Annotated in this window: 25 protein-coding genes and 2 pseudogenes; 23 read left to right on the top strand and 4 right to left on the bottom strand. The window is 66.7% G+C overall.

Translation table 11 applies throughout. From position 1 onward, the window contains the following. The first annotated feature begins 107 nt into the window (after window positions 1–107). Both JOD27_RS37035 and JOD27_RS37030 read left to right on the top strand, forming a co-directional pair. Entirely contained in the window at window positions 108–815 is a 708-nt protein-coding gene (locus JOD27_RS37035) for a phosphotransferase family protein (RefSeq protein WP_239570706.1), read from the top strand. 188 nt (window positions 816–1,003) lie between these two features. Beyond that, the gene (locus JOD27_RS37030) at window positions 1,004–1,672 is read left to right on the top strand and encodes a Scr1 family TA system antitoxin-like transcriptional regulator (RefSeq protein ID WP_204767013.1); all 669 of its coding nucleotides are present in this window, start codon (window positions 1,004–1,006) and stop codon (window positions 1,670–1,672) included. On the opposite strand, the gene JOD27_RS37025 is transcribed toward JOD27_RS37030, so the two are convergent. Then, the gene (locus JOD27_RS37025) at window positions 1,637–1,954 is read right to left on the bottom strand and encodes an AbrB/MazE/SpoVT family DNA-binding domain-containing protein (protein ID WP_204767012.1); all 318 of its coding nucleotides are present in this window, start codon (window positions 1,952–1,954) and stop codon (window positions 1,637–1,639) included. The two genes, JOD27_RS37030 and JOD27_RS37025, sit on opposite strands and share 36 nt — an antisense overlap. A 595-nt stretch (window positions 1,955–2,549) precedes the next feature. Between JOD27_RS37025 and JOD27_RS37020 the strand changes: the two genes are divergently transcribed. The 10 genes from JOD27_RS37020 (at window position 2,550) to JOD27_RS36975 (ending at window position 12,339) form a co-directional block, all read left to right on the top strand. Then, window positions 2,550–3,623: a hypothetical protein gene (locus JOD27_RS37020; RefSeq protein ID WP_204767011.1), complete on the top strand. Its 1,074-nt coding sequence runs from the start codon at window positions 2,550–2,552 to the stop codon at window positions 3,621–3,623. A gap of 41 nt (window positions 3,624–3,664) precedes the next feature. After that, complete coding sequence (locus tag JOD27_RS37015) at window positions 3,665–4,636, top strand: hypothetical protein (RefSeq protein ID WP_204767010.1); 972 nt, start codon at window positions 3,665–3,667, stop codon at window positions 4,634–4,636. Further along, window positions 4,633–5,079, top strand: a complete 447-nt coding sequence (locus tag JOD27_RS37010) for a type II CBASS E2 protein (protein ID WP_204767009.1) — start codon at window positions 4,633–4,635, stop codon at window positions 5,077–5,079. The genes JOD27_RS37015 and JOD27_RS37010 overlap by 4 nt, the downstream gene beginning before the upstream one ends. Before the next feature lie 14 nt (window positions 5,080–5,093). Continuing rightward, window positions 5,094–5,297: a hypothetical protein gene (locus JOD27_RS37005; protein WP_204767008.1), complete on the top strand. Its 204-nt coding sequence runs from the start codon at window positions 5,094–5,096 to the stop codon at window positions 5,295–5,297. Further along, complete coding sequence (locus JOD27_RS37000) at window positions 5,287–6,465, top strand: ThiF family adenylyltransferase (protein ID WP_204767007.1); 1,179 nt, start codon at window positions 5,287–5,289, stop codon at window positions 6,463–6,465. Before JOD27_RS37005 ends, JOD27_RS37000 begins: the two co-directional genes overlap by 11 nt. 495 nt (window positions 6,466–6,960) lie before the next feature. Further along, window positions 6,961–7,179, top strand: a complete 219-nt coding sequence (locus tag JOD27_RS36995; RefSeq protein WP_204767006.1) for a hypothetical protein — start codon at window positions 6,961–6,963, stop codon at window positions 7,177–7,179. A 328-nt stretch (window positions 7,180–7,507) separates the two neighbouring features. Further along, window positions 7,508–8,173, top strand: a complete 666-nt coding sequence (locus tag JOD27_RS36990) for a response regulator transcription factor (RefSeq protein WP_204767005.1) — start codon at window positions 7,508–7,510, stop codon at window positions 8,171–8,173. Next, window positions 8,170–9,288 (top strand): sensor histidine kinase, encoded by a 1,119-nt coding sequence (locus JOD27_RS36985; protein ID WP_204767004.1) that lies wholly within the window; start codon window positions 8,170–8,172, stop codon window positions 9,286–9,288. Before JOD27_RS36990 ends, JOD27_RS36985 begins: the two co-directional genes overlap by 4 nt. Window positions 9,289–9,320: 32 nt before the next feature. Then, window positions 9,321–11,147 carry a glycoside hydrolase family 9 protein gene (locus JOD27_RS36980; protein ID WP_204767003.1) on the top strand — a complete coding sequence of 609 codons (1,827 nt, stop codon included), beginning with the start codon at window positions 9,321–9,323 and terminating at the stop codon, window positions 11,145–11,147. 580 nt (window positions 11,148–11,727) lie between these two features. Continuing rightward, complete coding sequence (locus JOD27_RS36975; RefSeq protein ID WP_239570704.1) at window positions 11,728–12,339, top strand: TetR/AcrR family transcriptional regulator; 612 nt, start codon at window positions 11,728–11,730, stop codon at window positions 12,337–12,339. A gap of 1 nt (window position 12,340) precedes the next feature. On the opposite strand, the gene JOD27_RS36970 is transcribed toward JOD27_RS36975, so the two are convergent. Both JOD27_RS36970 and JOD27_RS36965 read right to left on the bottom strand, forming a co-directional pair. Beyond that, window positions 12,341–13,150, bottom strand: coding sequence for a class II aldolase/adducin family protein (locus tag JOD27_RS36970; RefSeq protein WP_239570701.1), 810 nt, complete (start codon window positions 13,148–13,150; stop codon window positions 12,341–12,343). A 39-nt stretch (window positions 13,151–13,189) separates the two neighbouring features. Continuing rightward, a complete protein-coding gene (locus tag JOD27_RS36965) occupies window positions 13,190–14,722 on the bottom strand; it encodes a succinic semialdehyde dehydrogenase (protein ID WP_204767002.1) in 1,533 nt (510 codons plus the stop codon). Window positions 14,723–14,854: 132 nt separating this feature from the next. On the opposite strand from JOD27_RS36965, the gene JOD27_RS36960 reads away from it, so the two are divergent. The 9 genes and pseudogenes from JOD27_RS36960 (at window position 14,855) to JOD27_RS36920 (ending at window position 24,529) form a co-directional block, all read left to right on the top strand. Beyond that, window positions 14,855–15,826: an SMP-30/gluconolactonase/LRE family protein gene (locus JOD27_RS36960; protein WP_204767001.1), complete on the top strand. Its 972-nt coding sequence runs from the start codon at window positions 14,855–14,857 to the stop codon at window positions 15,824–15,826. A gap of 37 nt (window positions 15,827–15,863) precedes the next feature. Next, the gene (locus JOD27_RS36955; protein ID WP_204767000.1) at window positions 15,864–16,718 is read left to right on the top strand and encodes an SDR family NAD(P)-dependent oxidoreductase; all 855 of its coding nucleotides are present in this window, start codon (window positions 15,864–15,866) and stop codon (window positions 16,716–16,718) included. A 71-nt stretch (window positions 16,719–16,789) separates the two neighbouring features. Next, window positions 16,790–17,970: pseudogene (locus tag JOD27_RS36950) on the top strand (amino acid deaminase/aldolase). Between the two features lie 24 nt (window positions 17,971–17,994). Further along, window positions 17,995–19,245, top strand: a complete 1,251-nt coding sequence (locus tag JOD27_RS36945; RefSeq protein ID WP_204766999.1) for an MFS transporter — start codon at window positions 17,995–17,997, stop codon at window positions 19,243–19,245. Window positions 19,246–19,292: 47 nt separating this feature from the next. Further along, window positions 19,293–20,636 carry a D-arabinono-1,4-lactone oxidase gene (locus JOD27_RS36940; RefSeq protein WP_239570699.1) on the top strand — a complete coding sequence of 448 codons (1,344 nt, stop codon included), beginning with the start codon at window positions 19,293–19,295 and terminating at the stop codon, window positions 20,634–20,636. Between the two features lie 201 nt (window positions 20,637–20,837). Beyond that, window positions 20,838–21,971, top strand: coding sequence for a cytochrome P450 (locus JOD27_RS46960; RefSeq protein WP_204766998.1), 1,134 nt, complete (start codon window positions 20,838–20,840; stop codon window positions 21,969–21,971). Then, window positions 21,968–23,209: an NAD(P)/FAD-dependent oxidoreductase gene (locus JOD27_RS36930; RefSeq protein WP_204766997.1), complete on the top strand. Its 1,242-nt coding sequence runs from the start codon at window positions 21,968–21,970 to the stop codon at window positions 23,207–23,209. Before JOD27_RS46960 ends, JOD27_RS36930 begins: the two co-directional genes overlap by 4 nt. A 1-nt stretch (window position 23,210) precedes the next feature. Next, window positions 23,211–23,534, top strand: coding sequence for a 2Fe-2S iron-sulfur cluster-binding protein (locus tag JOD27_RS36925; RefSeq protein ID WP_204766996.1), 324 nt, complete (start codon window positions 23,211–23,213; stop codon window positions 23,532–23,534). 171 nt (window positions 23,535–23,705) lie between these two features. Continuing rightward, window positions 23,706–24,529, top strand: a protein-coding gene (locus JOD27_RS36920) for an IS5 family transposase (protein WP_204766995.1) whose coding sequence is annotated in 2 segments (ribosomal slippage) — window positions 23,706–24,060 and window positions 24,060–24,529 — 825 coding nt in all. Because the reading frame shifts where the segments join, the coding sequence is not laid out codon by codon here. A gap of 5 nt (window positions 24,530–24,534) precedes the next feature. On the opposite strand, the pseudogene JOD27_RS45500 reads toward JOD27_RS36920, so the two are convergent. Further along, window positions 24,535–24,941 (bottom strand): annotated as a pseudogene (locus tag JOD27_RS45500) (hypothetical protein); the annotation flags it as partial. A gap of 547 nt (window positions 24,942–25,488) precedes the next feature. Here JOD27_RS45500 and JOD27_RS47305 point away from each other — a divergent pair. Both JOD27_RS47305 and JOD27_RS36905 read left to right on the top strand, forming a co-directional pair. Then, window positions 25,489–25,905, top strand: a complete 417-nt coding sequence (locus tag JOD27_RS47305) for an integrase core domain-containing protein (RefSeq protein WP_372441786.1) — start codon at window positions 25,489–25,491, stop codon at window positions 25,903–25,905. After that, window positions 25,814–26,074, top strand: a complete 261-nt coding sequence (locus JOD27_RS36905) for a hypothetical protein (RefSeq protein WP_204766993.1) — start codon at window positions 25,814–25,816, stop codon at window positions 26,072–26,074. Before JOD27_RS47305 ends, JOD27_RS36905 begins: the two co-directional genes overlap by 92 nt. Window positions 26,075–26,578: the final 504 nt, after the last annotated feature.

Below are 26,578 nucleotides of genomic sequence, written 5' to 3'. Positions count from 1 at the left end.
ACCTCAGCGACGCCGACGCGCAGTTCCGTGAGTGGATGCGCGAGAACCTTCAGCGAGCCGCGTCGCACTTCGGGCTTGAGCTCGTCGGGGAGCCTCGGCTGGGCTGGATGGGCCGCTCGATCGGCGCGCTCGCCGGTCGCAGCGGAGAGCAGTTCTGGTTGCGGGTCGTCTCGGAGAACAAGCAGTGGATTGGCGGCGACTTCTGGACCGGGAACCTCGACGCGAACGTGTTCACCGGCCTGGCAAAGCCACGCGTGTTGGAGGTCTACGAGTGGGAGGAGAGCCGGCACCAGCGTGCCGAGGTGCTGACCTTGCTGCCAGGCTCGCTGTGTTCCCGCACCGACGCGCTCCGCGAGCCGATCGACCTGCCCGATGCCTGGTGGGCAGAACTTCGTCGCACGATCGATGTCGTCGCCTCGACGCCGACGGATCGCGTGAACGCTGACGAGCAATTGGTGAGCAGCCGAATACGGCAGCGGTTCGATGACTCCGCTGACCATGTTGTCTCCCAGTGGGAAACCGTGCACGGCGACCTACATTGGGCCAATCTCATGAAGCCCGATTTCGGGCTGCTGGACTGGGAGTGGTGGGGGCGTGGTCCTGCGGGCACGGATGCCGCGACTTTGCTTTGCTACAGCCTTCTCGTGCCCGAGATGGTCGACCGGGTCCGTTCTGTCTTCGGTGACGTGCTGGAGTCCGAGTCCGGCCGGCTTGCCCAGCTGTACGTCACCTCCAGGCTCTTCCGCCGGATCGACATGGGTGATCACCCAGACCTCGCCACGGCGCTCACCGCCCACGCGGAAACTCTGATGTGAACCTGTGCGGCGCGATCACCGGATCGGGCTATGCCTGCAAATCCGGGATATTTCCGCAGGTGAGCTACGGTAGTTGCGGGATTCATGCTGGGTCGCCGCGTGATTGATGAGCTGGTCTGAGCTGCGCTGGCGCAGTTGGCTGGGTTGTGCCTGGCACAACAAATCCCAGCTACAGCAAGGAATTCACCATGCCGCAGAGATTCTCCACGGCTCGCGGTCGCGAGTTCGGCGAAGTCGTGCGGGCGGCGATCAGCGCTTCCGGAATGACCGCTCAGAGGGTTGCTGAACTCGTTGGCTGGCAGGAGGGGAAGCTGTCGGACTTCGTGAACGGCAAGATCGGATGCACCGAAACAGAGCTCGCGCTCCTGCTAGGCGTATGCCGCACGCCCGCTCAGGAGCGCGATCACCTGCTGAATCTCCTGCCCGAGACGCAAGTGAGAGGTTGGTGGCAGCAGCACGGCTCGCGTGTGCCTGCGCGGCTTCGCACGCTCGTGAAGAACGTTGCGGCGGCGAAGACCCTAACGATGTGGCACCCTCACGCCCTTCCGGTGTTCTTGCAGTCGGTGGACTACATGCGTGCGGCGATCTCCGCCGCCCCGAACGTGCCGGACGAGGAGATGGATCAGCGGGTCAAAGCGGCGCAGGAACTGCAAGGGCTGGTTTCCGGCCGCGACCTGCGGTGCACGTTCCACGTCCACGGGATGTACTCGGCGAGCGTGGGTGCCGGCGGCCTTATCGCGTTGAGCAGATCCTCGGCGGTCACGCCCATCCGGTCGAGAACCAGACGCGCGGCATCCAGTCAGCCTGGTTCGGTGCGCCGGTCACGCGTCCTCACCACCTGGCATAACGGGGAGTAACAACTCGTCCAGGGCGACTGGTGGGAACACCGTCACCGACTGGCGGGTGACGTGAGCTGTGAGCAAGACCCGATCTCCGGAACTGACGCCTACTACCCGGCGGGCGTCAGCGGGGAGACGGAGATAGCCCTCTTTGGTGAGCTTGAAGAGGCCGTGCGGATCAGCAGTCACGACCAGCAGGCCGCGGTGTTCGCGGATGTTCAGTCGGGTGCCCGCGTTCCAGTCCAGCGCGGCTGTGACGTGGCAGTCTGCGACGCGGCCGCGGTGGTCGATGGCGGCCATCCGGTACAGGACGTTCGTCTGCCGGGGCGGTCGCGATGTGGGGCGGTAATAAGCGGAGAGGCTGACCAGTCGCACGGACGGAGGAATCCGCCGCTTTTCCTGGGGCGGTGTCCGGGACGATCGGGCGGATGTAGGAAACGGTCATCGGACGCCACCTGCCTGTGGCGTGGAAACGCAAAACAGGTGCTCAAGCGTACTTGAGCACCTGCCACGCAATCGTGGCAAATCTGCCACTTCTCCGTGTCCGAGGACGAAGTCGCACACTATTCACTCACGTAATCCTTTCTGGCCCTGAGTAGACTCATCAGGTCGGTTCGGACATGAGGCATGTCACGAGCGGTCGTGCGGGCAGGCCTCTTGGGCAGCGTCCAAGGGCGTGCTGTCTGGGGAATCTGTACCAAGGCATGCGGGTGTCTCGAGGGCTGGCCCGCCTCACACAGGCGAGGTGCCTGCTAGGGAACGAACTAATGGCGATGAACCCGCAGGGACAGCTTGCCCTTCTGCACCTGTCGCAGTGGATTCCGCACTAAGTGGAATTTGACCCATCACCCGTTTGCGCGTTAACAGTTGATCTGTAGCTTTCGATGCTTCGTTTGTGCTGGAGTTGCTGACCCCGTTTCTTGGCGGGCTCCTCGGGGCCGTGCCCAACCTCGTCACGTCCTGGGTCGAGACACGTAACGCGATCCGGGTCGAACATGTGCGGGCGCACCTGAACGAGATTACCGAGGAACGCCGCGTTCAGGCTGCGATCCGGTTGCACGAGGCCGAACTGGAGAGCCAGGTGGCGGCCGGGTACCCGCTCGGCGTGCCCGGCAGGCTCCGGAGCTTGCTACCTCAGTCGGGACTGCCCACGATTATCGTGTCGCCGCCGCCCCATCCGATGCCAGGTCTGGTCGAGCTGATCAGCGAGCTCCTCCACGGCGTCGAAGGCTTCGCCAGGTACGCCACGATGCCGTCCGGCGTATTCGCCCGTGACGGTGGAGTCCAACGGTTCATCGACGGCGAGGTCGGCGCGCGGCTCGTTGCCAGGTCCGAGTTCGAGCGCAGGCCTGTGGTCATCATCTACTTCGAACAGAGCGACAGATCGTTGACTGCACACGCCTACCTGTCCTCGATCTTCGGCACGACCGGCGGCGAGTCCGGTTTTCCGTTCATGATTGCCAAGTACGGCAAGGGGTCGGGCTTCGCACGCCGGGACACGGATCTACCGAGCTGGCACCTGATCAACCTCGCTGCCGTGAACGACCGGGAACCGGTCGAGGTGGTGGCGGCGACGGTCAGCTGGTTCGTTTTGGCAGTCCTCGACACGTATTGGGACATGTCCGCCGCCGTCAAGCCGGACCTGCTGGCCCGCACCAGCGCGGGTCAGATGATCGGCGCTCACCTGCCGCCCGCGGAGCACGAACCGGCCGACGAGCAGTTCGAGCGTGTCGAGCGGGAGGCACGCCAGCTGGCCGGCCTCGGTTACGAGGTCACCGCGGAGAAGCTGGGGGAAGGCAATATCGGGCTGCACGTGCGAGGGGACCAGGACATCATCTTCGTCATCGACTCGTCATATCCGGTGCTGCCGCCGACGGTGATCCGGTCTGGCGACACCGATGTGCACATCGACGCGACCGACTGGTCCTCCGAATGCGGTCTGGCCGACATCGTGGAGGCACTTCAGTGAACAAGTCCTTTGTGCGGATATATGAGTCCGAGCTGGCCTGCGTGGCCAACGAGACCGGAGCGCACACCGATATCGAGACCGGGGGCAGCCTCTTCGGGCTGTGGACGGACGGCGGCAATCCGACGATTCTGCTGGCGACCGGGCCTGGTCCAGGCGCGATCCGCAGGGCGACGCAGTTCGAGCAGGATGTCGCCGCGCACCAGGCGATGGAGAAGGCGCTGATCGAAACGTTCGGGGTCCAGGCCGTCGGGCTCTGGCACTCTCACCACCGGCTCGGGCTGCACGAGCTCAGCGGCGGTGACCTGCACCGGACGATGCGGTTCGCCAGCCGGACCCAACGCACCCGTTTCTGTGACGTGCTGTGCTACTTCGAGTCGAGTAGCCGTCCGGCACAGGTCACCGTCAAACCCTATGTCTATGTCGAGGCGAGCCAGGGCAAACGCGCACCGACTGAGTTCATCGTGCTGCCCGGCATCAGCCCGGTGCGCGCCGCGCTGGCGGTGATCGAGCCCTGTGCGAAGGTTTTTGGGCGATTCGACTCACCGCAGGGAACAGGCGAGAAGCGCACAGAGCACAGGCTCGCGCGATCGGTGGAGACAGGATCCAGGAACGACGAGGACGCACCGGGTGAGCCGAAACGGACGATCTTTTCCTGGGGGAGGAGCCGCAAGCCGCAGGAAGGCGACTCCTATGTGATCGGTGACCTCCAGAGATACATCACAGAGCACGTCGAGCCCGCGCTCGCTGGAGCGCCCCGTGGGGTGACCTGTGAGCTCGAACCCATCGAACGTGGCGATGCGCTGCGGCTCACGCTGCTCTCCGTGAACCTGGGCGAGGAGCACCAGCTCGATCTCGGGTGGAACGGCAAGGCGGCTGTGGTCGTCCGGCACGTGGTGCGGCAGTCCGGCGCCTCCGGCCCCGCGGACGCGCTGCAGGAAGGTGCGACGCCCTTGCTACAGCATCAGGTTTCCCAAGTGTTCCAACGACTCGACGAGTTCGGCCGGAGGCGGTGAGCACCACAGTGTGGAGACCACATCAGCAGCTGAGGCTGGCGCAGGAAGAGTATGCGTTGCGTGCCAACCTTCCCGGGTTTAGCTTCCACGACCGCACCGGAAGCACCTATGTGTCGGGATGGTGGCAGAGCAACACCAATCGCACGTATGAGATCAGGCTCCACCTTCCGCGCGGCTATCCGGACGAGGCACCCAGCACGTACGTCTCGTACCCGACCCCGTTGATGGGGTTCGACAAGCGGATCGAGGCCTACGGAACCAGCCACGCCATGCACACATACGAAACCGACCGCGCCGGCTGGGTCAAAGTGTGCATCGTGCGTCCTGAGGACTGGAGCGCTGCCTACTCGGTGATCAAGGTACTGCGCAAGGCGATGTTGTGGATCACCGCATACGAGTGCCACCTCGATGACGGTCGGCCCATCGAGAACTTCCTGATGTGACGTAGGAGTCGTAGATGAGTACCAGTGACCACAAAGCGATCCGCGACTACCTGGCGCGTGAGTCGAGCGGAACGGGCAATCCAGGCAAGAAACTGGTGATGAACCCGAAAACCGGGAAGTTCGAGGTCGCCTCCGCCCACGAAGCGAACACCGGCGACACGGCCGAGTTCACGCCCGAGGACCTGCGCTCCTTCTCGGCGGTGCTGAATGCCCGCTGATCCTCCCACCCACGTCGTCATCGAGCCCCTCGCCGCGCAGCGGATGCTGGCGGGAACCATGCGTTCCGGACGGGTCGAGGTAGTGGACGGGGGCGACCTCGCGCGGGTGACCGCGGACCCCGGTGACGACGTGCAGGTCGTCCATGCGAACCGCTTCGAGGACGTCGTTCCCGGCGACGGTCTGGTGTGCGTGGTCGTCGATGGGGAAATCCGTTGCTACGCCCCGGATCCCGTAGATCTCACCGTGCTGCCCGAGCGAGCTGACATCTTCGATCGTGTGCGGGGCGTGTTTGAGACCGATGTCCTGCGCGACCGATCGGTTGCCGTGCTGGGACTGGGATCCGGCGGTAGCGTGATCCTGCGTGAGCTCGCCCGTTGTGGTGTCGGCAGATTCCTGCTCGTCGACCACGACCGGTTGGAGATCGGGAACGTCTCTCGGCACGAGTGCGGGCTGTCCGACGTCGGGAGGCTGAAAACCAACGCCGCCCGCGACCTGGTGCTGGATCGCAACCCGGCTGCGGAGATCGCGGCAATGACACTGAAGATCGACGGCGACACGATTGACGAACTCGCGGCGGCAATCGAGACGTTCGACGTGGACCTGGTCGTGTGCGCGACGGACAACCGGGCCAGCCGGCTTCTCGTCAACAGGCTGTGCGTCCTCGCCGGACTTCCCGCGCTGTACGCAGGAGTGTTCCGGCGCGCGTACGGCGGCCAGGTACTACGGTACGTTCCAGGGCTTAGTCCGTGTTATCAATGCTTCGTCAGTGCATTGCCGATGATGGCGACGGACCAGGAGATCAGCAGCGAGACCGTGGCTAGCGCGATCGCATACAGCGACCGAATCGTGGCGGTGGAACCAGGTCTGGCCGCCGATATCGCACCTGTCGCGCTGCTTGTCGCGAAGCTGGCATTGCAGGAGGTGCTCGGGGACACAGCGAGCACGCTAGCGTCCCTCAACGAGGATCTGGTCGCGCCGCTTTATCTGTGGCTCAATCGGCGCGAAGCCAACACCGAGTACGCGACGTTGGCCCCGCTTGCTACCGGCGTAGACCAGATGAGCGTGTTGCGTTGGTATGGCATCGGCCTGGCACGAGCGGTAGATTGCCCGGCGTGTGGGGACTTTGCGGCCGATCTAGACACATCGGCTTTCGCGTTGAGGAAATGAACCAACTTGGTTTGAAAGACTTACGCGCCACCCGTATTGAGGAAAAGCAATCAGGGTCATGTCACACTATTGATCCTGCAAGCGGTCGTTGCCCATTTGATTGTTTTTACACCGGATGACGAGATCCTGTGCTCGAATCGCGCGTCCGCGTCCTCGGCAGCAGATGCCTGAACGGAGAAGCGGTGGGGATGGTTTAGTCCTCACCCGCTTGATCAACTTCGATGTCCGAAGGGGGCATGAGCCCATACCCGTGGCAAGTGTGCGACATTCGCGTGTTCATGCGGCTATGGATAGTCGCCGCCAAATTAGAGGGCCAATCCAGGTAATTCGCGTAAATCTTTTGATGGAAGCTGATCCGCTCGCGTCAGGTCGACGCGGGTTTTCCGATGCGAATTATGAATGTCGGTTGGGTAGGCGTCGATCGGGCCGATGTTGCGGTGTGCCGGCCTGAGTCTCGGCAGCGTCTACGAAGATCCTCTTGAGACCGTATTACAAATGCTGAGGATGGTCGTGGCCGGTCTGGATGACGGCGACAACAACCGGACCGCGGCGTTTGCGGGCGTCAAAGCTGCCTATCTCACCCGGCTCCAAGGGGTCGGCCGCGACACCGTTGAGCTGGCGCAGCTGATCAATGAGCACGAACCCGTAGCGGCCTTGATTAAGCGCAGGTCAGACAAGTTCGGCCGTGTTTTGGCACCCCACACGGCAACATGAGCAGTCGAATCTACGAATGGTGCGGCGTCTGCCAGGACGTAACGGCACCGGCGCCCGAGGGCGGCGTCTGGGTATGCAAGGTCTGCGGTCACCGACCCAGACGCGTTCGCCGCCGCCCAGCGCAGTAGAACGAAGATGGGTGACCGCGAGGTACCACGGCACCCAACTCGTATACGGCGTTGTTGGTGGGCCTTGAGCTAGGTTGCGAGATCGTGCAGCACCTGAGCTGGAGCAAAGCTGCACGTCTGCGCGAAATCCGTCCTCAGGCGACATCGTCGTGGCTTGGAGCTTCAGCGCGGTCCCGTTCCGATGTGTACTGTCGCGGCTCGTGCTGGTGCTGCTCGTCGAGGACGATCACGAGCTGGGGCAGGCGGTGGTCGCCGGGCTGCGTGCCGGCGGGTTCGCCGTGGATTGGGCGACCGATGTGGCGGAGGCGGATCTCAAACAGTCGGTCTACAGCTATGACTGCGTGGTGCTGGACCGGGGTCTGCCGGACGGTGACGGGCTCGGCCTGTTGCGCGGGTGGCGGTCGCGGCAGGTGCGGACGCCGGTGCTTGTGCTGACCGCGCTGGACGCGGTGCCGGAGCGGATCGCCGGGTTCGCGGACGGGGCGGACGACTACCTCGGCAAGCCGTTCGCGATGGAGGAGTTGGTGGTGCGGGTCGGGGCGTTGTGCCGGCGGGCGGAACCGCCGCGGGAGACCGTGCTGCGGGTGCTCGGGGTGGAGATGGACCTGCCGCGGCGGCGCGTGCGCCGCGACGGTGTGCTGCTGTCCTTGACCAGCAAGGAGTTCGCCGTGCTGGAGTTGCTGCTGACCAGGGCCGGGCACGTCGTGTCGCGGTCGGAGTTCATCGAGCACTGCTGGGACGAGATGGCCGAGCCGATGTCCAACGTGGTCGACGTGGTCGTGGCCCAGTTGCGCCGCAAGCTCGGCGAACCACCGCTGATCGGCACCGCGCGCGGCGTCGGGTTCGTCCTCGGGCCGGCCGGGTGAGGCGGCTGCGGCGGTTGCGCTGGCAGCTGACCGCGTTGTTCACGCTCACCACCGCGGTCTGCCTCGCGGTGCTCGCGATCCTGGCCGGGGTGATCGACCAGCGCTCGCGCGAGGACGCGGCCGACGCCGAGATCAACCGGCAGGCGACCGGGCTGTCCAGGGCGGTCTACTTCCAGAACGGCGCGCTGCACCTCGAACCGCTGGAGGAGGACTACCTGACGCGGGAGGCCGCGGGTGTCCAGGTCGTGGCGCGCGTCGAACGCGGCTGGGAAGTTCGCTACGAACGGGGCCGCAAACCGGTGGCGGACCCGGCGACGACGGACCGAGTTGTGTCCACTGAGGACGTTGTGCTGGCCGGCGGTCCTGGCGACCGGGTCGCCGCCGCGCCGGTGTGGGACGAGAGCCGGATCGGGGCGGTGGTGCTCGTCAGCGCGGGGCCTCCCGGCGAGGGGCACGCGGTGCTCGTGCGGTGGCTGTGGATCGGCTGCTCGGCGCTGGTCCTCGTCGCCGCGGCGGCCGGACACCTGTTGTCGAAGCTCAGCATGCGGCCGGCGGTGCGCACCCTCGCGGAACAGGAGCAGTTCCTGGCTGAGGCTGCCCACGAGCTGCGCACGCCGCTCGCGACCCTGCGGTTGGTGGCGGACTCCCGCGACCCGGCCGAGGTGCGGCGGCTCGTCGACCGACTGGGCCATCTCGTCACGGGCCTGCTCACCCGCGCACGGGTCAGGGGCGGCACGCAGGAGATCGAGCGCACCCCGTTGCGGCTCGATCAACTGGTGGAGCAGGTCGTCGACGAGCTTCAGGCCGGCGGCGTCACGGTCATGGCCGAACCCGTTGTCGTGCACGGTGATCCGGAACTGCTGGCCCAGGCCGTCCGTAACCTCGTCGACAACGCGCTGCGTCACGGCGGCGGCGAGGTCGTGGTGTCGGTGCGCGACGGCGTGGTGTCCGTTGTGGACGGTGGACCTGGGCTCGGCCGGTCCCGCTCCGGGACGGGGAACGGGATCGGGCTCGCGATCGTGCGCTGGGTAGCTGGGCTGCACGGCGGCTCGGCAGTGCTGGCCGACGGGGAGCGCGGCGGTGTGCGGGCCGAGCTCCGGCTGCCTTCCTCATGATTTCCTCATGACCGAGGCCCCACCCTCTGGCCATGAGACTTCCCAAGATCGCGTTGGTGTTACTTCTCGGTGTCGGCGCGTGCGCACCCGCGGCGAGCAGCGACACCGGATCGGTCGTGATCCGGGTCGACCAGGTCGGCTATGCGGCGGAGGAGACGAAACACGCCTACCTCATGGCGCAGAGGTCCACCACCGGTGCGCAGTTCCGCGTGGTCGACGAGTCGGGGCGGACGGCGATGAGCGGCAAGGCCGGTGCGGCCATGCGCTCGTGGAACCGCAAGTACCGCGCCGTGAGCGTGCTGGACCTGTCCGGGCTCACCGCACCGGGCCGGTACCGGATCGAGGTCAGCGGCACCGTCACCGGCACCTCGCCCGAGTTCCGCGTGGCCGACGCCCGCGACCTGTTCGGCGGGCTGGCGGCCGCCAACGTGCGGTTCTTCCGATCGCAGCGTGATGGCGCGAACGTCGACGGCAGCCTGTTGCGGCGGAAAGCCTCTCACCTCGCCGACCGGGCCGCCCAGGTCTACGACCCACCTCGCATCGACATGGAGGCCTACAAGCTGCTCGACCCGGCGCTGACCCGCACGGGCGGGCCGATCGACGTCGAGGGCGGCTGGTTCGACGCCGGTGACTTCCTGAAGTTCACCCACACCACCTCCTACGCCACCGTCCAGCTCCTGCTGGCGCAACGCGACGGGACCGGCACCCCGGAACTGGCCGCGGAAGCGCGTCACGGCGTCGACTGGCTGGCGAAGATGTGGACCGGCGACGTCCTGCACGCGCAGGTCGGCATCGGTGTCGGCAACGACGACGTGCGCACCGACCACGACGTCTGGCGGCTGCCGGAAGCCGACGACGAGCTGGACGTGCCGCCCGGCACGCCCGACCACCACATCAAGCACCGGCCGGTGTTCCCTGCAAACAAACCGGGCGAACCGATCAGCCCGAACCTGGCCGGCCGCGTCACCGCCGCCTTCGCCTTGTCCGCACAGGTGAACGCGCAACAGGATCGAGCAAGGGCGCTCGAACACCTGCGCGTCGCGTCGGAGATCTACGACCGCGCGGACCACAGCCCCGGCGCACTCGTCACGGCCTACCCGCCGCAGTACTACCCGGAGAGCTCGTGGCTGGACGACCTGGAGCTCGGCGCGACGGAGCTCGCGCTCGCCGCCCGCGCACTGGGCGACTCGCGTGCACCGGACTGGACCGCCGAGGCGCAGCAGTGGGCGTCGCGCTACGTGGAGTCCGACAGCCGCGGCTCAGCGGGCCTCTCGGACGTGAGCACGATGGCCCACGCCGACCTGGCCGGGTTGGTCGACGGTCCGCAACGTCAGCAGCTCATCGAGGACATCCGCAGGCCGCTGCGTGACGCGGCGGCGATCGCTGACCGGGACCTGTTCCGGGCCGGAGTGTCCTATGTGGAGTTCGATTCCGTGCCGCACACGTTCGGCCTGATGATCAGTGCCTTGCACAACAAGAAGCTCACCGGGGACACCACCTACGACGAGTTCCTTACCCAGCAACGCAACTGGGTGCTGGGCGCCAACCCGTGGGGTGTCTCGTTCGTCATCGGCGCCGGTACGACGTCGTTGCGCTGCGCTTCGCACCAGGTGGCGAACCTGACCGGTGAGGTCCCGGTCGGAGCCGTGGTCAACGGTCCCAACGCGGCGAAGCACTTCGAACAGCTGAACACGTTCCCCACGCTGCGCGCCTGCCCGGCGGACGGCGGCAACCCCTACGCCGAGTTCGACGGGAACGGGTCGCGGTTCCTGGACCACGCCGGCGCGTGGGCGAGCGCCGAGGTCGCGATCGACTTCACCTCGACCGCGCTGCTCGCCTTCACGCTGGCCGCCCGGTGAACAAGGTCGAGTGGTGGACAGGTGTTCGACCTTGGTGGGCGAGTACGAGCGAGCGTTCCACGGTTATCAGTTCCGTGAGGTCGTCTCAAAGCTGAATGCGCTCGATGTTGCGGTGTGGCTGCCGGAGGCGGGTGGTCCGGTCGAGCTCGGTAGTCCTGTGCATGAGGCGTTGATCGTGTTGCTGGGTGCGCAGGCGCGGCGTGAGGTGGCGAGGGCACGGCAGCGGGTGCTGGCGGCGATGCGGTCTCAGACGCGGTTGCAGGGTCGTTTCCTGGGTGGTCGGCCGCCGTACGGCTATCGGCTTGTTGATGGTGGTCGGTATTCGAATCCTGTGCATGGGCGGTGGGATCGCAGGGTGCCGACCCCGAGCGGAACGCGCACAGGTCGGGGGAGCGGTGGATCGTCGATCAGCTCGTTCATCAGCTCACGGCTCCTGGTTCGGCTGAGCCGCACGCCTGCATCCGGCTGTTCGCGCCTTCCGCCACATGTGCGACCGGGGTCTCGGTTCTGGTCAACCGTCCAAGACACCGTGCTAACTTGGTGATCCAGGAGCTGGGTGATCGGGAGGTGGGGCGGCCACATGGCTCGCATGACGTTGAAGGATCGGCGAGAAGAGCTGATCGAGGCGGCGATCCGGGTGATGATGCGTGACGGGGTCGTCAAGACCACGACGCGTGCGGTCGTCGGCGAGGCGGGCATGACGCTGGGGGTCTTCCACTACTGCTTCGACTCGCGTGAGCATCTGCTGGACGAGGTGATCACCCGCATCACCGACCGCATCGGTGCCGCCGCGCGGCGGGCGTTCGCCGACGAGGCCGACCTGAGTTCGATGGTCGTCGAGAGTCTGCGCGCCTACTGGGAGGGGGTGGAGTCGGATCCCGGCATGCATCTGGTCGGGTACGAGCTCGCCCACTACGCCCTGCGGCAGGCGGGGATGGAGAAGCTGGCGCGTCAGCAGTACCGGCACTACCTCGAGGTGCACGAGGAACTGCTGAGGGAGTCCGCCGAGAAGACCGGTGCACAGTGGACGGTTCCCGTTCCGGTGCTCGCCCGTTACCTGAACTCCGTGCTGGACGGGCTCGCGATGACGTGGCTGACCGACCACGACAGCGAACAGAGCCGCGAGGTGCTCGCTCTCGTCGGCGAGCACCTCGTGTCCCTCAGCACCGCACAGGCATCCACAAAGGACTGAATCAGTCGAACAGGTCGGGCTCCTGGCGCGTGATCTGGTCCCACAGCGGGCGGAACTGGAACCAGCCCGCCAGCGGGCCGGAGATCTGGTCGCGCACCATCCGCGCCGTGTCGGGGTCGATGAGCGTGGGCTTCCCGGCGGCCATGGCCAGCAGCTGGGCCTGGCAGGAACGCTCCATGGTGATGAAGTACCAGGCGGCCTCGGCTACGGAGGCTCCGACGGTGAGCAGTCCGTGGTTGCGCAGTACGACGGCCTTGCCGTCGGCGAGCGCGACGCCGATCCGGCGCCCCTCCTCGGTGTCGTTGACCACGCCGCGGTAGTCGGTGTAGAGGCCGTGGTCCTCGTAGAACGCGCAGGCGTCCTGGGTGATGGGGTCCAGGGGAATGCCCAGGCTGGAGAACGCCTTGCCGTGCAGGGAATGGGTGTGCGCGGCCGCGACGACGTCGGGACGGGCGCGGTGGACCTCCGAGTGGATGCAGAAGGCGGCGTTGTTGACCGGGCGCCTGCCCTCCAGCAACGTGCCGTCGTGGTCGACGAGGATGAGGTCGGAGACCCGGATCTGGCTGAAGGACATGCCGAACGGGTTGACCCAGAAGGCTGAGGGGTTCTCGGGGTCGCGGGCGGTGATGTGTCCGGCGACGCCCTCGGAGAAGCCGAAGCGGGCGAACAGGCGGAAGGCCGCGGCGAGTTCCTGTTTGCGGATCTGGCGTTCTTCGTCGATGCTCAGGTTCTGCGGTGGTAGCGGCAGCTCGACGCCTTCTGGCATCGCGCCGACCGAGTCGTGCTGGACGGTGGTCGGGGTCGCGGGCATGAACGCCTGCCTCTCGTGTGTCTTGCGGGGGAGTGGTGCCTAGTTCTTTCCGAAGGGCCATCGCTTGCCGTACAACGCGTTCACCAGACGCAGGAGGAAGCGGTAGGACGACGGATCGAACGGGAGCATGTTCAGGTCGCGGCGCATCGGGAACCGGTTCACGAAGATGGCCTGGGGCTTGGTGTACTTGAGGATTCCTTCGGCGCCGTGCCGGCTGCCGAGTCCTGATTCCTTCCAGCCGCCCATGGGCAGGCCCAGCGCCATGTAGTTGGTCTGGACGTCGTTGATCGTGACGCAGCCGACCTCGAGCTGTTCGGCGAGCCGGCGCGCCCGCGCGGTGTTCGAACTGACGATGGCGGCCTGCAGGCCGTACTGGCTGTCATTGGTCAGCCGCACCGCCTCAGCCGCGTCCGCCACCTTCATCACGGGCAGCGTGGGGCCGAAGGTCTCCTCGCGCATGCACGTCATCGTGTGGTCGACGTCGACCAGCAGCGTCGGTTCGAAGAACCGGCCAGGCCACGGGCCGGGGTTTCCTCCGGCCAGAACCCGGGCGCCGCGGTCGGTCGCGTCCTCGACGTGTTCGGCCACTGTGGACAGTTGCGGCGGGAAGGTCATGGCGCCCACGTCGGTGCTGCCCAGACCGGCCGGTCGCGTCTGCGTCAGTTCGCCGAACCGCTTCTCGAGCCGTGACACGAAGTCGTCGTACACGGCCTCCTCGACGTAGACGCGCTCGACTGAGGTGCACATCTGACCGCCGTTGACGAGGGCACCGTGCAGTGCGACGTTGACGGCCCGTTCGATGTCGGCATCCGCCAGGACGATCAGGGCGTCCTTGCCGCCGAGCTCCAGTGAGCACGGGATCAGCCGCTCACCCGCCCGTGCCGCGACCGCGCGACCGGTCTTCGTGGAGCCGGTGAACATGACGAAGTCGGCGGTGTCCACCAGGGCCTGGCCGGTGGTGCCGGCGCCGGTGACGACCTGGAAGACGTCCTCCGGCCAGCCGCACTCGCGGACCATCCTGACCATGAGGAGCGCAGTCAGTGGCGTGTACTCGGAGGGCTTCAGCACGACCGCGTTGCCGGCGGCCAGCGCGGGAATGGCGTCGCCGAACGAGTTGATCAGCGGGTTGTTCCACGGCCCGATGACGCCGACGACCCCGCGTGGCACCCGGCGGGTGAACATGCCGCGGCCCAGGACGAACGGGGACAGCGACCGCACCTTCGTCGTGGCGAGCAGGCGCGGTCCCTGCTTGGCCCAGTAGGCGAAGGCGCTGACGCAGTAGACGACCTCGACGATCGCGTCCTCTGCCGGTTTGCCGTTCTCCGCCACGATCGAGTCCACGACCTCCTGACAGTGGTCCAGCAGCCAGTGGCGGGCGCGGGTGAACAGCTTCGCGCGGTCGCGGGGGGTCAGCTGTGCCCAGCCCGGCTGCGCTCGCCGGGCCCGCGCGACCGCCGCCTCGACCTGTTCCGCAGTGCTGTCGGCGACCTGGCCGATCACTTCTCCCGTGGCGGGGTTGTCCACGGCGATGCCCGCAGCCGAGGCGGTGCCGAGGGTTCGAGGCTGGGTCACGAAATCTCCTGCCGGGCGTTGACTTCTGTCCACCCAGGATGAGACGGTCGCTCGTACAAGTCAAGCGTCCAATACAAGTGACCAACTTTGGATCACGGACAACGTCGCACGTCAACCCAGGGAGGAGCCGGTGTGAAGCGGACGGCGAAGATCGTCTTGACCGGATTCGGTGTGCCGGAGTCCCTGCGCTGGCACGAGGAGGCACTGTGGTTCTCCGACCTCGCGCACGGCACCGTGCACCGCTGGGACACGCGAGGAGAGCCGGAGACGGTCATCGAGGTGCCCGGCGGCGCCGGTGGGCTCGGCTGGCTGCCGGACGGCCGTCTGCTCGTCGTGTCGATGAACGGTGGCTGCGTCTACCGCCGGGAGCCTGACGGCGAACTGGTCGAGCACGCGGACCTGCGGCACATCGCCGAAGGCCCGGTGAACGACATGCTGGTCGACTCGGCCGGACGTGCCTACGTGGGGAACTTCGGCTTCGACTACTACACGTTCGACCGCGAGCATCCGAACTCGATGCTCTACGCGCCGCCCGGCCCTCCCACGGCACCGATCGCGTGTTTCGCCCCGGACGGGAAGCTGCTCGGGCTCTCGCAACCGCTGCTCTTCCCCAACGGCTTCCTGCTGACCGCGGACGGCACGACTCTGGTCGCCGCCGAGACGCTCGGCCTGCGCATCACCGACTTCCCTGTGCAGTCCGACGGAAGGCTCGGCGTCGGGCGTCCCTGGGGCTCGCTGGTCTCGCCGCTGCTGTGGCGCCTGGTCAACGACCCCGGTCTGCTCGGCCGGATCACCAGGAGGATCTCGGCGCTGCTCGACCACCCGGCCATCGCGAAACGCTCCTCCTCGCCGATCGCCCCGGACGGCCTCGCGTGGCACGTCGACGGCGAGACCATCTGGGTGGCGAACGCGTTGCGCGGCGAGTGCGTCCGGGTGGCGCGGGGCGGCCAGGTCGTCGACCGCGTGGTCACCAGCCAGCACACCTTGAGCTGTCTGGTGGCGGGGGAGAACGGCAGGACGTTGTTCGCGGCCACCGTCCCGACCGACGACCCCGTCGAGGCCGCCAAGTTGGGGCAGGGCCGAGTCGAGGTCTTTGCGCTGTGAACCCGCTGGCCCGACGACCGGAAGAGGGTCTGAGCCCATGAGCAAGAAGCCCGAGAACGACCTCGTCGTGCTCGTGACCGGCGCCGCGACCGGCATCGGAGCGGCGATCGCGGAAACCGCGATCGTGCGCGGGCACCGCGTGCTGCTCACCGACGTCGACGCCGACGCCGTGCACGCCACGGCCCGCCGCCTGGGTGACAGGGCGGCGGCCGTTCCGCTCGACATCCGTGACCCGGACGGCTGGGGTGCCGCGTTCGACGCCGCCGAGGCCAGGTTCGGGCCGGTGGACGTGCTGATCAACAACGCCGGGATCATCCACACCGGAAACACCCGCGATCTCAGCCTGAAGCAGCACCGCGACATCGTCGAGGTCAACCTGCTCGGCACCATGACCGGCGTCTGCGCGGCACTGCCGCGGATGACGGCGCGCGGCCGCGGTCACATCATCACGATCTGCAGCATGAGCTCGTTCCTGGCGCTGCCCGGATATGCCACCTACGGCGGCACCAAACACGCCGTCCGGGCTTTCCACCACGCGGTGGCGCTCGAGGAACGGCACGGCCCGCTGGACTTCACGATCATCCATCCGCCGTCCACGCGCACGAAGATGCTGGACCAGGAACTGGCCGACCCGACGTCGGCGATCGCCTTCGCCGAGAAGGCGGCCACACCGCAGGCCGTGGCCAAGGTCGTCGTCGACGCGATCGCCACCAAGCCCGTGGAAGTGGTTTTCCCCGTGCTCGCGGGACGTGTTCAGCGACTCGCCGGCACTCTTCCGCTGCTCATCCGCTGGCTCATGCCGCTCGTCGAGGCGCGCGGAAGACGGCAACGGGAAAGGCTCATCCGCAACGGAAGCGTCGGACTGTCCACAATGGCCGGACGTGCCGAATGACCACGAAGGATCAGTCCATGAGCGCCCCGCCGATGACATCTCTGATCACCACCGGGTCGAGTGAAGTCCGGATGGCACAGCTCGCCAGCGCCACCGAGCACCTGGATCCACCGTTCGCCGTGGTGGATCTCGACGCGTTCGACCTCAACGCCGCCGACCTGGCGCGCCGGGCGGCCGGGCTCGCCACCATCAGGCTGGCCAGCAAGTCGGTACGCAGCCGCGACCTCATCCAGCGTGCCGCCCGACGGCCCGGATATCACGGCATTCTGGCCTTCACGTTGCCCGAAGCCCTGTTCCTGGCCCAGGACCACGAGGACGTGGTCATCGGCTATCCCACCGCCGACCGCGACGCTCTCCGTCAGCTCGCGGCGGACGAACGCGCCGCAGCCCGCATCACCCTCATGATCGACTCGATCGACCACCTGGACTTCGTCGACGACGCCGTGGGACCGCGCCGACCCGATCTGCGCGTCTGCATCGACCTCGACGCGTCGCTGGAACTGCTCGGCGGCCGCATCCACCTGGGTCCCTACCGCTCCCCGACACACACACACCGCACCAAGCAGCGAGGCTTGCGCGAACGATCACGCAGCGACCAGGATTCCGGTTGGTCGGCCTCATGTCCTACGAAGGTCAGATCGCCGGCATGGGCGACAACCAGCCCGGCTCCCCGCTCAAGCGCGCGGCGCTGCGGGCGATGCAGCGCCTCTCCGCGAGGGAACTCGCCGAGCGTCGTGCCGCCGCGATCACGGCCATCGAGGCCATCACGCCGCTGGAGTTCGTCAACGGCGGCGGCACCGGCTCCATCGAACAAACCGCCGCCGAGCACGTCATCACCGAGATCGGCGCCGGGTCCGGCCTCTACGGGCCGGGACTGTTCGACTTCTACCGCCGCTTCAAGCCCCGCCCGGCAGCCTTCTTCGTCCTGCCCGTCGTGCGGCGTCCCACGTCGAAGATCGCCACTCTGCTCGGTGGCGGCTGGGTCGCCTCCGGCCCGATCGGCCCTGATCGGATGCCCACCCCGACCTGGCCACGCGGCCTTCGGCTGACCGGACTCGAAGGAGCGGGGGAGGTCCAGACGCCGGTGCTGGGCCAGGCGGCACACGGGATGCGGCTCGGCGACCAGGTGTGGTTGCGCCACGCCAAAGCCGGCGAACTGTGCGAACGCGTCAACGTCCTGCACCTGGTGTCGGGCCATCAGATCGTCGACCAGGTTCCCACCTACCGCGGCGAAGGGCACGCCTTCCTCTGACCGAACCCACCCCGAAGAGGCCACATGTCCACCGAGTTCACGTCTTCCGCCGTCGCGATCTCCTCCCACGGTCCCGCTGCGCCGGTCTCCCGCCGCTGGACGGCCGCGTTCAGCCTGGTCTGGTTCGGCTACTGGATGGCCAACCTCGTTCCCCTGCAACTGTTGTTGCCGCAGCAGCTGCAGCTCATCGACCCCGAGCACAAGGTCACCGACTTCGCCCTCGTCAACGCCGCGTCCGGCTTGGTCGTCCTGATCGCCCTTCCGGTGTGCGGCGCGCTGTGCGACCGTTCCCGCAACCGCTTCGGACGGCGACGGGCGTGGCTGGGCGGTGGTGCGCTGGTGTTCGCCGCGGGAGTGGTGATCACCGGCGAGCAGACCACCGTGCTCGGCGTGACCGTCGCCTGGTCGGCAACCATGCTCGGGCTCAGCGCCGCCACGGCCGGACTGACCGCCGTGATCGCCGACCGCGTCCCCGAACGCCAGCGTGGCCTCATCTCCAGCGCCATCTACGGCCCGCAGGCTCTCGGCGTCGTGGTCGGCATCGCGATGGTCGCAGCCTTCAGCCTCTCCGCCGCACGGGCCTATCTGCTCATCGCGGTCTTGCTGATCGTGTGTGCCCTGCCCTTCGTGTTCTTCTACCGAGAAGTGGCACACCAAGCACAACACGTGCTGGGACTGCGGACAATGGTCACGTCTCTCGGCCGGTCGTTGAAGAATCGCGAATTCGCCTGGGCTTTCGGCGCACGCTTGCTGGTCAACCTCGCCAACTCGCTGGGCACCTGCTACGCGCTGTACTTCCTCATCGACGGCCTTCAGGTCTCCGACCCCGAGACCAGCCTGCTGCTGATCACCGTCGTCTACCTCGTCGCCGGCCTGGTGGCCACCGCGATAGCGGGCGTGCTGTCCGACCGCCTGGGCCGGCGCCGGATCTTCGTGGCCCTGGCCGCACTGCTCCAGGCGCTGGCAGGGTTCCTGCTCGCGGCGTTTCCCAGCCTGTCCATGGACATCGTGGCGTCCGCGCTGATGGGCGGTGGATTCGGCGCCTATATGGCAGTCGACCAAGCCCTGATCACCCAGGTACTGCCCGATGCCGAAAGCCGCGCCAAGGACCTCGGGATCATGAACATCGGAGCGCTCGTCCCGCCGGCGCTGGCCCCGCTGATCGCGAGCGTGATCATCACCTCGGGACTGGGCTATCCCGTCCTGTTCGCCACCGTCGGTGTCGGTGCCGCGATCGGAGCGGTGCTCACCTACCAGGTCCGGTCCGTCCGCTAGCTACGCGAAGGGCACCACCGCCCAGCCCACCGAGGAGGGAGTAGGACTTGGCAACGACCCGCTACGGCGCGCACGCGGGCAAGGACCGCGCGAACAGGAATGTGTGGCGGAACTGGGCCGGGAACGTCACCGCCCATCCGGTGAGGGAGGTCGCACCCGCTTCGGTCGATGAGCTCCGCGCCGTTGTGCGTGAGGCGGCCGAGGACGGCCTGCCGGTGAAGCCCGTCGGCAGCGGCCACTCGTTCACCGCCGCTGCCGCGACCGAGAGCGTGTTGATACGGCCTGACCGTCTTACTGGCGTTCGCGCTGTCGACCGGGAGGCCGGAACCGTGACCGTGGAAGCGGGCACACGGCTCAGGGACCTGAACGTCGCCCTGGCCCGGGAAGGCATGTCACTCACCAACATGGGCGACATCATGGAGCAGACCGTCGCCGGCGCGACCAGTACGGGCACTCACGGCACAGGCCGCAGCTCGGCCTCGATCGCGGCCCAGATCCGCGGCCTTGAACTGGTGACGGCGGACGGCTCGTTGCTCACGTGCTCCGAGAAGCAGAACCCGGACGTGTTCGCCGCCGCACGCATCGGGCTGGGCGCGCTCGGGGTCGTCAGTGCCATTACGCTCGCCGTGGAACCGCTGTTCCTTCTCACCGCGCACGACGAACCGATGACGTTCGACAGGGTCACCGCGACTTTCGACGAACTCCACGCGGCCAACGAGCACTTCGAGTTCTACTGGTTCCCGCACACCGACAACTGCAACACCATGCGCAACAACCGCAGCGCAGGTCCGCTTGCCCCGATGGGCCGGTTCAGAGGCTGGTTCGAGGACGAGTTTCTCTCCAACGGCGTTTTCCAGGCAGTCAACTGGCTGGGGCAAGCCGTGCCCGCCGCCGTCCCGGCCATGGCGAGGGTGTCGAGCCGTGCTCTTTCCGCCCGCAGCTACACGAACATCCCGTACAAGGTCTTCACGTCTCCCCGCCGCGTGAAGATGATCGAGATGGAGTACGCCCTCCCACGCGAGGCACTGATCGACGCCCTGCGCGAGTTGAAGGCCGTGGTCGACCGTTCAAATCTGCGGATCAGCTTTCCTGTGGAAGTGCGTACGGCACCCGCGGATGACATCACCCTCTCCACGGCGTCGGGCCGTGAGAGCGGATACATCGCCGTCCACACCTACCGGGGCATGCCCTTCCGCGAGTACTTCGCCGCGGCGGAGCGCATCTTCACCGCGCACGGCGGTCGCCCGCACTGGGGCAAGCTGCACACACGTGACGCCGACTATTTGGCGACAGCGTATCCACGCTTCGGCGAGTTCACCGCAGTGCGTGACCGCCTCGATCCGGATCGGCGTTTCGGCAACGCATACCTGCGACGAGTCCTGGGCGACTGACCCGACCCTGTCCACAGCTCATCACCGAAAGGTGGTAGTCAACCCATGTCAACCACACAGCTGACTTCGGTGGCAGACCTTCCCGCCATTGAGGACTTCATCACATTCGACGATTTCTCACGCGACTTCGTGGAAGCGGCACGGGAGTTGCGGGGCCGAGAAGGAACCGACTTTCTCCGGGGCCCGATGAACAGTCTCGTCGTGCTCCGCAACAAAGACGCCAGAACGCTTGCGGCGAATCCGGCGTTGGGCAACGTGCCCGCGGACATCGTCCTGTGGATGGCCACCGAAGCGGATCTCGGCTCCGGGCCTGTGACCAAACCGGATCCCGAACAGACCGAAGGGTACGGCAGGTTCCTGCGGAACCAGGTGTTCACCACCAACCCTCCGCTGCATCAGCCGTATCGCAATCTCCTGGTCCGGCCACTGATGCCCCGGAACATCCTCCGTTTCGCTCCCGCCGCCGCACGCCTCGCACAGGAACTCGTCGAGGAATGCGCCGGGCGCGACCAGACCGACTTCTCCCGGGAGTTCGCGGGACGGTTCGTCACCCGCTTCTGGGCCGAGCAACTCGGCCTGAGCAGGGACCAGGCGGCACACGTCCAGCACCTCATGGAGGAGATGAGCCTGACGTTCCTGCTCACCCGCACGCCCGAGCAGTCGCAGCGCCTGTTCTCCGCAGCGGCGACGTACATGGACGTGGTCGGAGAAGCCGTTCGGAAGGCGTGGTCGGACGGAGGCAACGCGCTTCTCGACAACATGGCGGCCGAACTCACCACGATCGACGTGGAGGGCAAGCCGGAGGACATCGGCTCGTTGGTGGCCTCGAACTTCTTCGACGGCTTCCACACGATCGGTGTGGCGATCGAGAACGTGGTCTTCCGCATGCTGAGCGACGGGACGGCCCTGGAGCAGATCCGTGCCGACCCGGCGTTGGTCACCAGTGCCTTCTACGAGGGCACACGTCTGGAGTCCCCGCTGATTCTCAGTCAGCGACTGACGCTGCAGGACGTCGAGTACAACGGCGTCTCCGTCCCCGCCGGCACGCCGGTCGTCATGATGTGGGCCTCGGCGAATCGCGATCCCGAGGTCTTCGACGACCCCGACAGCTACCGGCTGACCCGGCAGATCCAGCACGGCGCGACCTTCGGCGGCGGTGCCCATCTGTGCCCAGGCAGGAACGTGGCCCGGATGCTCACCGAGATCGCCGTGACCGCGCTGACCGCGCCCGATGTCGATATCGCACTGGTCGGGGACGATCACGAATGGGCGGCCCACACCATGATGCGGCAGCTGACGGCGTTGCCGGTCACCATCCGACGGGTGCACCGGTGAAGACCGTCGTCATCGTCGGTGCGGGACAGGCCGGCTCGGAACTGGCCGTGGCACTGCGGCAGAACGGTTTCAGCGACCGGATCCTGCTCGTCGGGGCCGAACGCCACCTGCCCTACCAGCGTCCGCCCCTCTCCAAAGCGTTCCTGCGCGGCAAGGTCGAGCAGGAGGCACTGCGGACCCGCGCCCTGGACGCCTACACCAACGCCGGCATCGAGGTCGAACTCGACACCGCGGCGGTCGCGATCGACCGCCGAACACGATCCGTCGCCTTGGCGGACGGGCGCATGTTGCGCTACGACAAGCTGGCTCTCACCACCGGTGGCAGTCCGCGTCCTCTCCGATTCGGTTCCGGCCACGTCGCGGGCAGGACTCTGCATCACCTCGACGACGCGATCGCGCTGCGACAGGAACTGCAGTCCGGTGGCACCCTGCTGATCGTCGGTGGCGGATTCATCGGCCTGGAGACGGCCGCCGCCGCGACCGATATGGGAATCGCGGTGACGCTTGTGGAGGCCCAGCCGCGAGTCCTGGCCCGGACGTGCCCACCGGCCGTCTCCGCCTTCGTCGAACGCGAGCACCGCAATCACGGTGTCGATCTGCGCACAGGCGTGTCCGTCCGCAGCGTCGCCCAGCGCGACGGAGCCCTCCTCGCAGAGCTCAGCGACGACACCGTGGTCAGAGCCGACCTGATCCTGACTGGCGTGGGGATCGCTCCGAACGACACCCTCGCCGCCACCGCGGGACTGGCCGTCGACGACGGTGTCCTGGTCGACGCCGTGGCCCGGACCGAGGACCCCGACATCGTCGCCGCGGGCGACTGCACGCGACAGTGGCACGGTTTCCTCGGCCGCAGCGTGCGCCTCGAATCCGTTCAGAACGCCACTGACCAAGCCAGAATCGCGGCCCGGACCTTGTGCGGAAAGCCGACCGAGCGCTTTGCGGCGCCGTGGTTCTGGTCCGATCAGTACGACCACAAGATCCAGATGGCCGGCTTGCCACAGACCGGCGACACCGAGGTCGTCCGCGGCGACCCGTCATCGAACTCCTTCAGCGTGGTGTACCTGCGCAACGGCATCATCACCGGCCTGCACGCGGTCAACCGGCCGCGGGACTTCACGGTCGCCCGCCAACTCGTCACGGCGCGGGCCGCCATGACCGGGGATGAAGCCGCCTCCGAAGACCTCCCGCTGTCCGAACTGGTGAAGCGACACCAATCCACCGCAGAAAGGCGTGCCTGACGTGCCAGAGATCAGGTTCATCGAGGCAGACGGAACACCGCACCGCGTGGAGGCCGTCGTCGGCCAAAGCCTCAAGCAAGCGGCACTCGACCATCTCGTGCCCGGCATCATCGGCGACTGCGGCGGCTGCGCTTCCTGTGGAACCTGTCACGCCTACATCGACGAGAAGTACCTGCCCCTCCTCCCGCCAGCTGACGAAAACGAGGAGATGATCCTCGAGGGGGTACCGGCGTCACGCACCTCCAACAGCCGCCTCACCTGCCAAATCCCTGTGACAGCCGACATGGCCGGGATGGAAGTGCAGATTCCCGACACTCAGTTCTGAGGGAGGGGCCATGTCTCGAGTGCCTGGGTGGCTCGGGCAGGCTCGGTGCCGGGCTCACCGAGCTGAGCAGGCGGCTCGACGAGCGGCGCGCCGGTCTAAGAGCTCCTAACAGAATGATCTTGCCTATACTTCGACCTTGTCGGGTTGGTTCGTGTCCGGCGGGAGGTTGGTGTGGCCCGGCGTCGGCCTTGGGAGGTCGAAGACGAGCTGTGGGAGTTGATCGAACCGCTGCTGCCGAAGGTCGAGCGGCGCTTCCGGTACCCGGGACGTAAGCGGCTCGATGACCGCAAGGCGTTGTGCGGCATCCTCTTTGTGCTCTACACGGGCATTCAGTGGGAGTTCTTGCCGCAGGAGCTGGGCTATGGCTCGGGCATGACGTGCTGGCGACGGCTGCGGGACTGGACCGAGGCTGGTGTGTGGCCGCGGTTGCACGAACTGCTGCTGGCGAAGCTGCAGTCGGCAGGGGCGTTGGACTGGTCGAGGGCGGCGGTGGATTCCTCGTCGATCAGGGCGGTGAAGGGCGGCCCAAAACCGGTCCGAGCCCGGTCGACCGCGCCCGGACGGGCTCCAAGCACCACCTGATCACCGACGGCGGCGGCGTGCCCTTGGCCGTGAGGCTGACCGGTGCCAACCGTCATGACGTCACCCAGCTGATCCCACTGCTCGACGCCGTACCGTCGGTACGCGGCCGGCGTGGCCGCCCTCGGCGCAGACCTGACCGGGTCTACGCCGACCGCGCCTACGACCACGACAAGTACCGCAAACAGGCCCGCGCCAAGGGCATCCGGCCGCTCATCGCCCGACGCGGCGTCGAACACGGCTCCGGACTTGGCGTGCACCGATGGGTTGTCGAGCAGACCCTGGCGTTGCTGCACTGGTTCCGCCGCCTGCGCATCCGCTGGGAGATCCGCGACGACATCCCCGAAGCCTTCCTCAGTCTCGCCTGCTCGATCATCTGCTGGCGACGCCTTCAACGCCACCAGTCATTGCGTTAGGACCTCTAAGTCCTGTGTGGACTCCTGGTGAGGCGTTGTCCCGACACGGTTTCACGATCGGGCGTCACGTTCGGGTCGGCGCCCGGCAGCGGGTGGCTGTGCTCCAGGGCGGCGCCTTCCACGTCCACGTTGGGCAGTACCCGGTCCAGTCGGCGGGGCAGCCACCAGGCCGCGCGCCCTGCCAGGTGCATCAGCGCCGGCACCAGCAGCATGCGCACCACGAACGTGCCGCAGGCCGACGGTGATCGCCGCACGGGCCGGAACGCCGTGCACGTACGCTTCGCCGCATTCCCGACACGAGGAACAGCTGGTAGTCCATGGCCAGGCCGAACAACACGCCCATCAAGATGATCGGGACGAAGTCCAGCACCGGCCCGGGGTCGTGCACGCCGAACACCGCCGATAGCCAGCCTGTGCCGCCCGGAAACTCATCGCTTCTCTGAGAGGTGAGCTAGTACCGGCTGCGAGCATGTTCGGGTGATCGTTTCGCTGTGGTACTAGGTGGTTTGCAAGTTGCTGTCTGTTCCGGCGGTGCTACTTCGCAGTGAAGCGGCCAAGGACGCGGAGCTTCTTGTTCTCCGGCAGGAGAACGTTGTGCTTCGTCGGCAGTTGGCCCGACCGGTTCGTTACGAGCCCGCGGACCGGTTCTGGTTCGCCGCACTGTCGAGACTGGTACATCGCTCCCGCTGGCAGGAGGCTTTCCCGGTTACCCCTGGCACGTTGCTCGGCTGGCACCGCCGGTTCATCGCCCACAAGTGGGATCACACCGCGCGCAGGCGAACCGGGCGTCCCTCAACCGCAGCAGCGATCAAGGCGCTCGGGCTCCGACTTGCTAGAGAGAATCCTCGGTGGGGATATCGGCGTATCCATGGCGAGCTGGTTCGGCTTGGCCATCGCCTGGGCGCCTCGACGGTCTGGGAGATCTTGAACCGCGCGGGCATCGATCCGGCGCCGCGGCGATGCGGCCCGACGTGGCGCGAGTTTCTGACTGCGCAGGCCGAGGGGATCATCGCGGCGGACTTCTCCCACGTCGACACCGTGCTCGGACGATTCTCGACCACGTTCTCATCGTCGGAGAAGGTCACGCGCGTCATGTACTTGCGGCCTACCAAAAGCACTACAACGAGCACCGGCCTCATCAGGCCCGCGACCAGCTACCGCCAGACGTTCACGAACACACCGGAACGGTGCACAATCTTGACTTCTCTGGCTGTCGCCCCCGTCCGCACGCGGATCCTCGGCGGGGTGATCAACGAGTACGGATATGCAGCTTGAGCTGCAGCGATGACTTTCCGGGCGGTACAGGCTCAAGCCGAGCTGAGCTGGGTGCCGAAACGCGTAGGGAGAAGTGCCGCCGAGATCCACGCCATGATTGATTCGCTCGGCGACGTGAAGAAGATAATCAGGCAAGCTGACCCCGACGAGCTGCAAAGACTGTACGAGGCGCTCAATGTAGAAATCGTCTACAACGCAACTGGCCGGATGCTCGATGCGAGCATCCGGCCAGTTGGTAGGGATAAAGCCAGTGTCCGAGGGGGGACTTGAGTTCCCGTATGTAGCACGCTTGCGCAGTTCGGGTGTTCATGCGCTATTGGATAGCTCGGACCTAGTATAGAGGGCCAGTCGATGCGATTCAATCTTTCGCCGCCGAATTCTATGAACTGGGTCAGGAAATTTCGCGGCGACCTGTTGGATCGTACGCTGATCTGGAGTCAGGCCCATCTGCGGCAAGCGCTGCGGAGTACGAGCGGCACTACAACGAGCGCGGCACATGACGGTCACTCGCTGGTGCGGCACCACAAGCATCGTCATGCTCCTTGACCTGCCTGGACGTAATTTTCGGCACCCACAGGGCTCTCAGGAAGAGCGCCTACGCGCGGTCGTGAAACGGGCAAAATGTTTGCCTGATGCGGCCATAGTTCGTGACAGGGCCGACCGGTCCACGGCGTCGTTCGATTCCGTTCTCGCGATCGTAGAGCCGGGCTGCAGTCCGTACGTCGTCGGCGAGTGCTCGGTGGCTTGATCAGCGAGTACGAACATGCAGCTGCT

Origin of the sequence: Lentzea nigeriaca (assembly GCF_016907955.1) — a bacterium.
Classification (GTDB): Bacteria; Actinomycetota; Actinomycetes; order Mycobacteriales; family Pseudonocardiaceae; genus Lentzea; species Lentzea nigeriaca.
The sequence above is the reverse complement of the archived record's forward strand: the minus strand, read 5'-3'. Positions and strand labels throughout refer to the sequence as shown.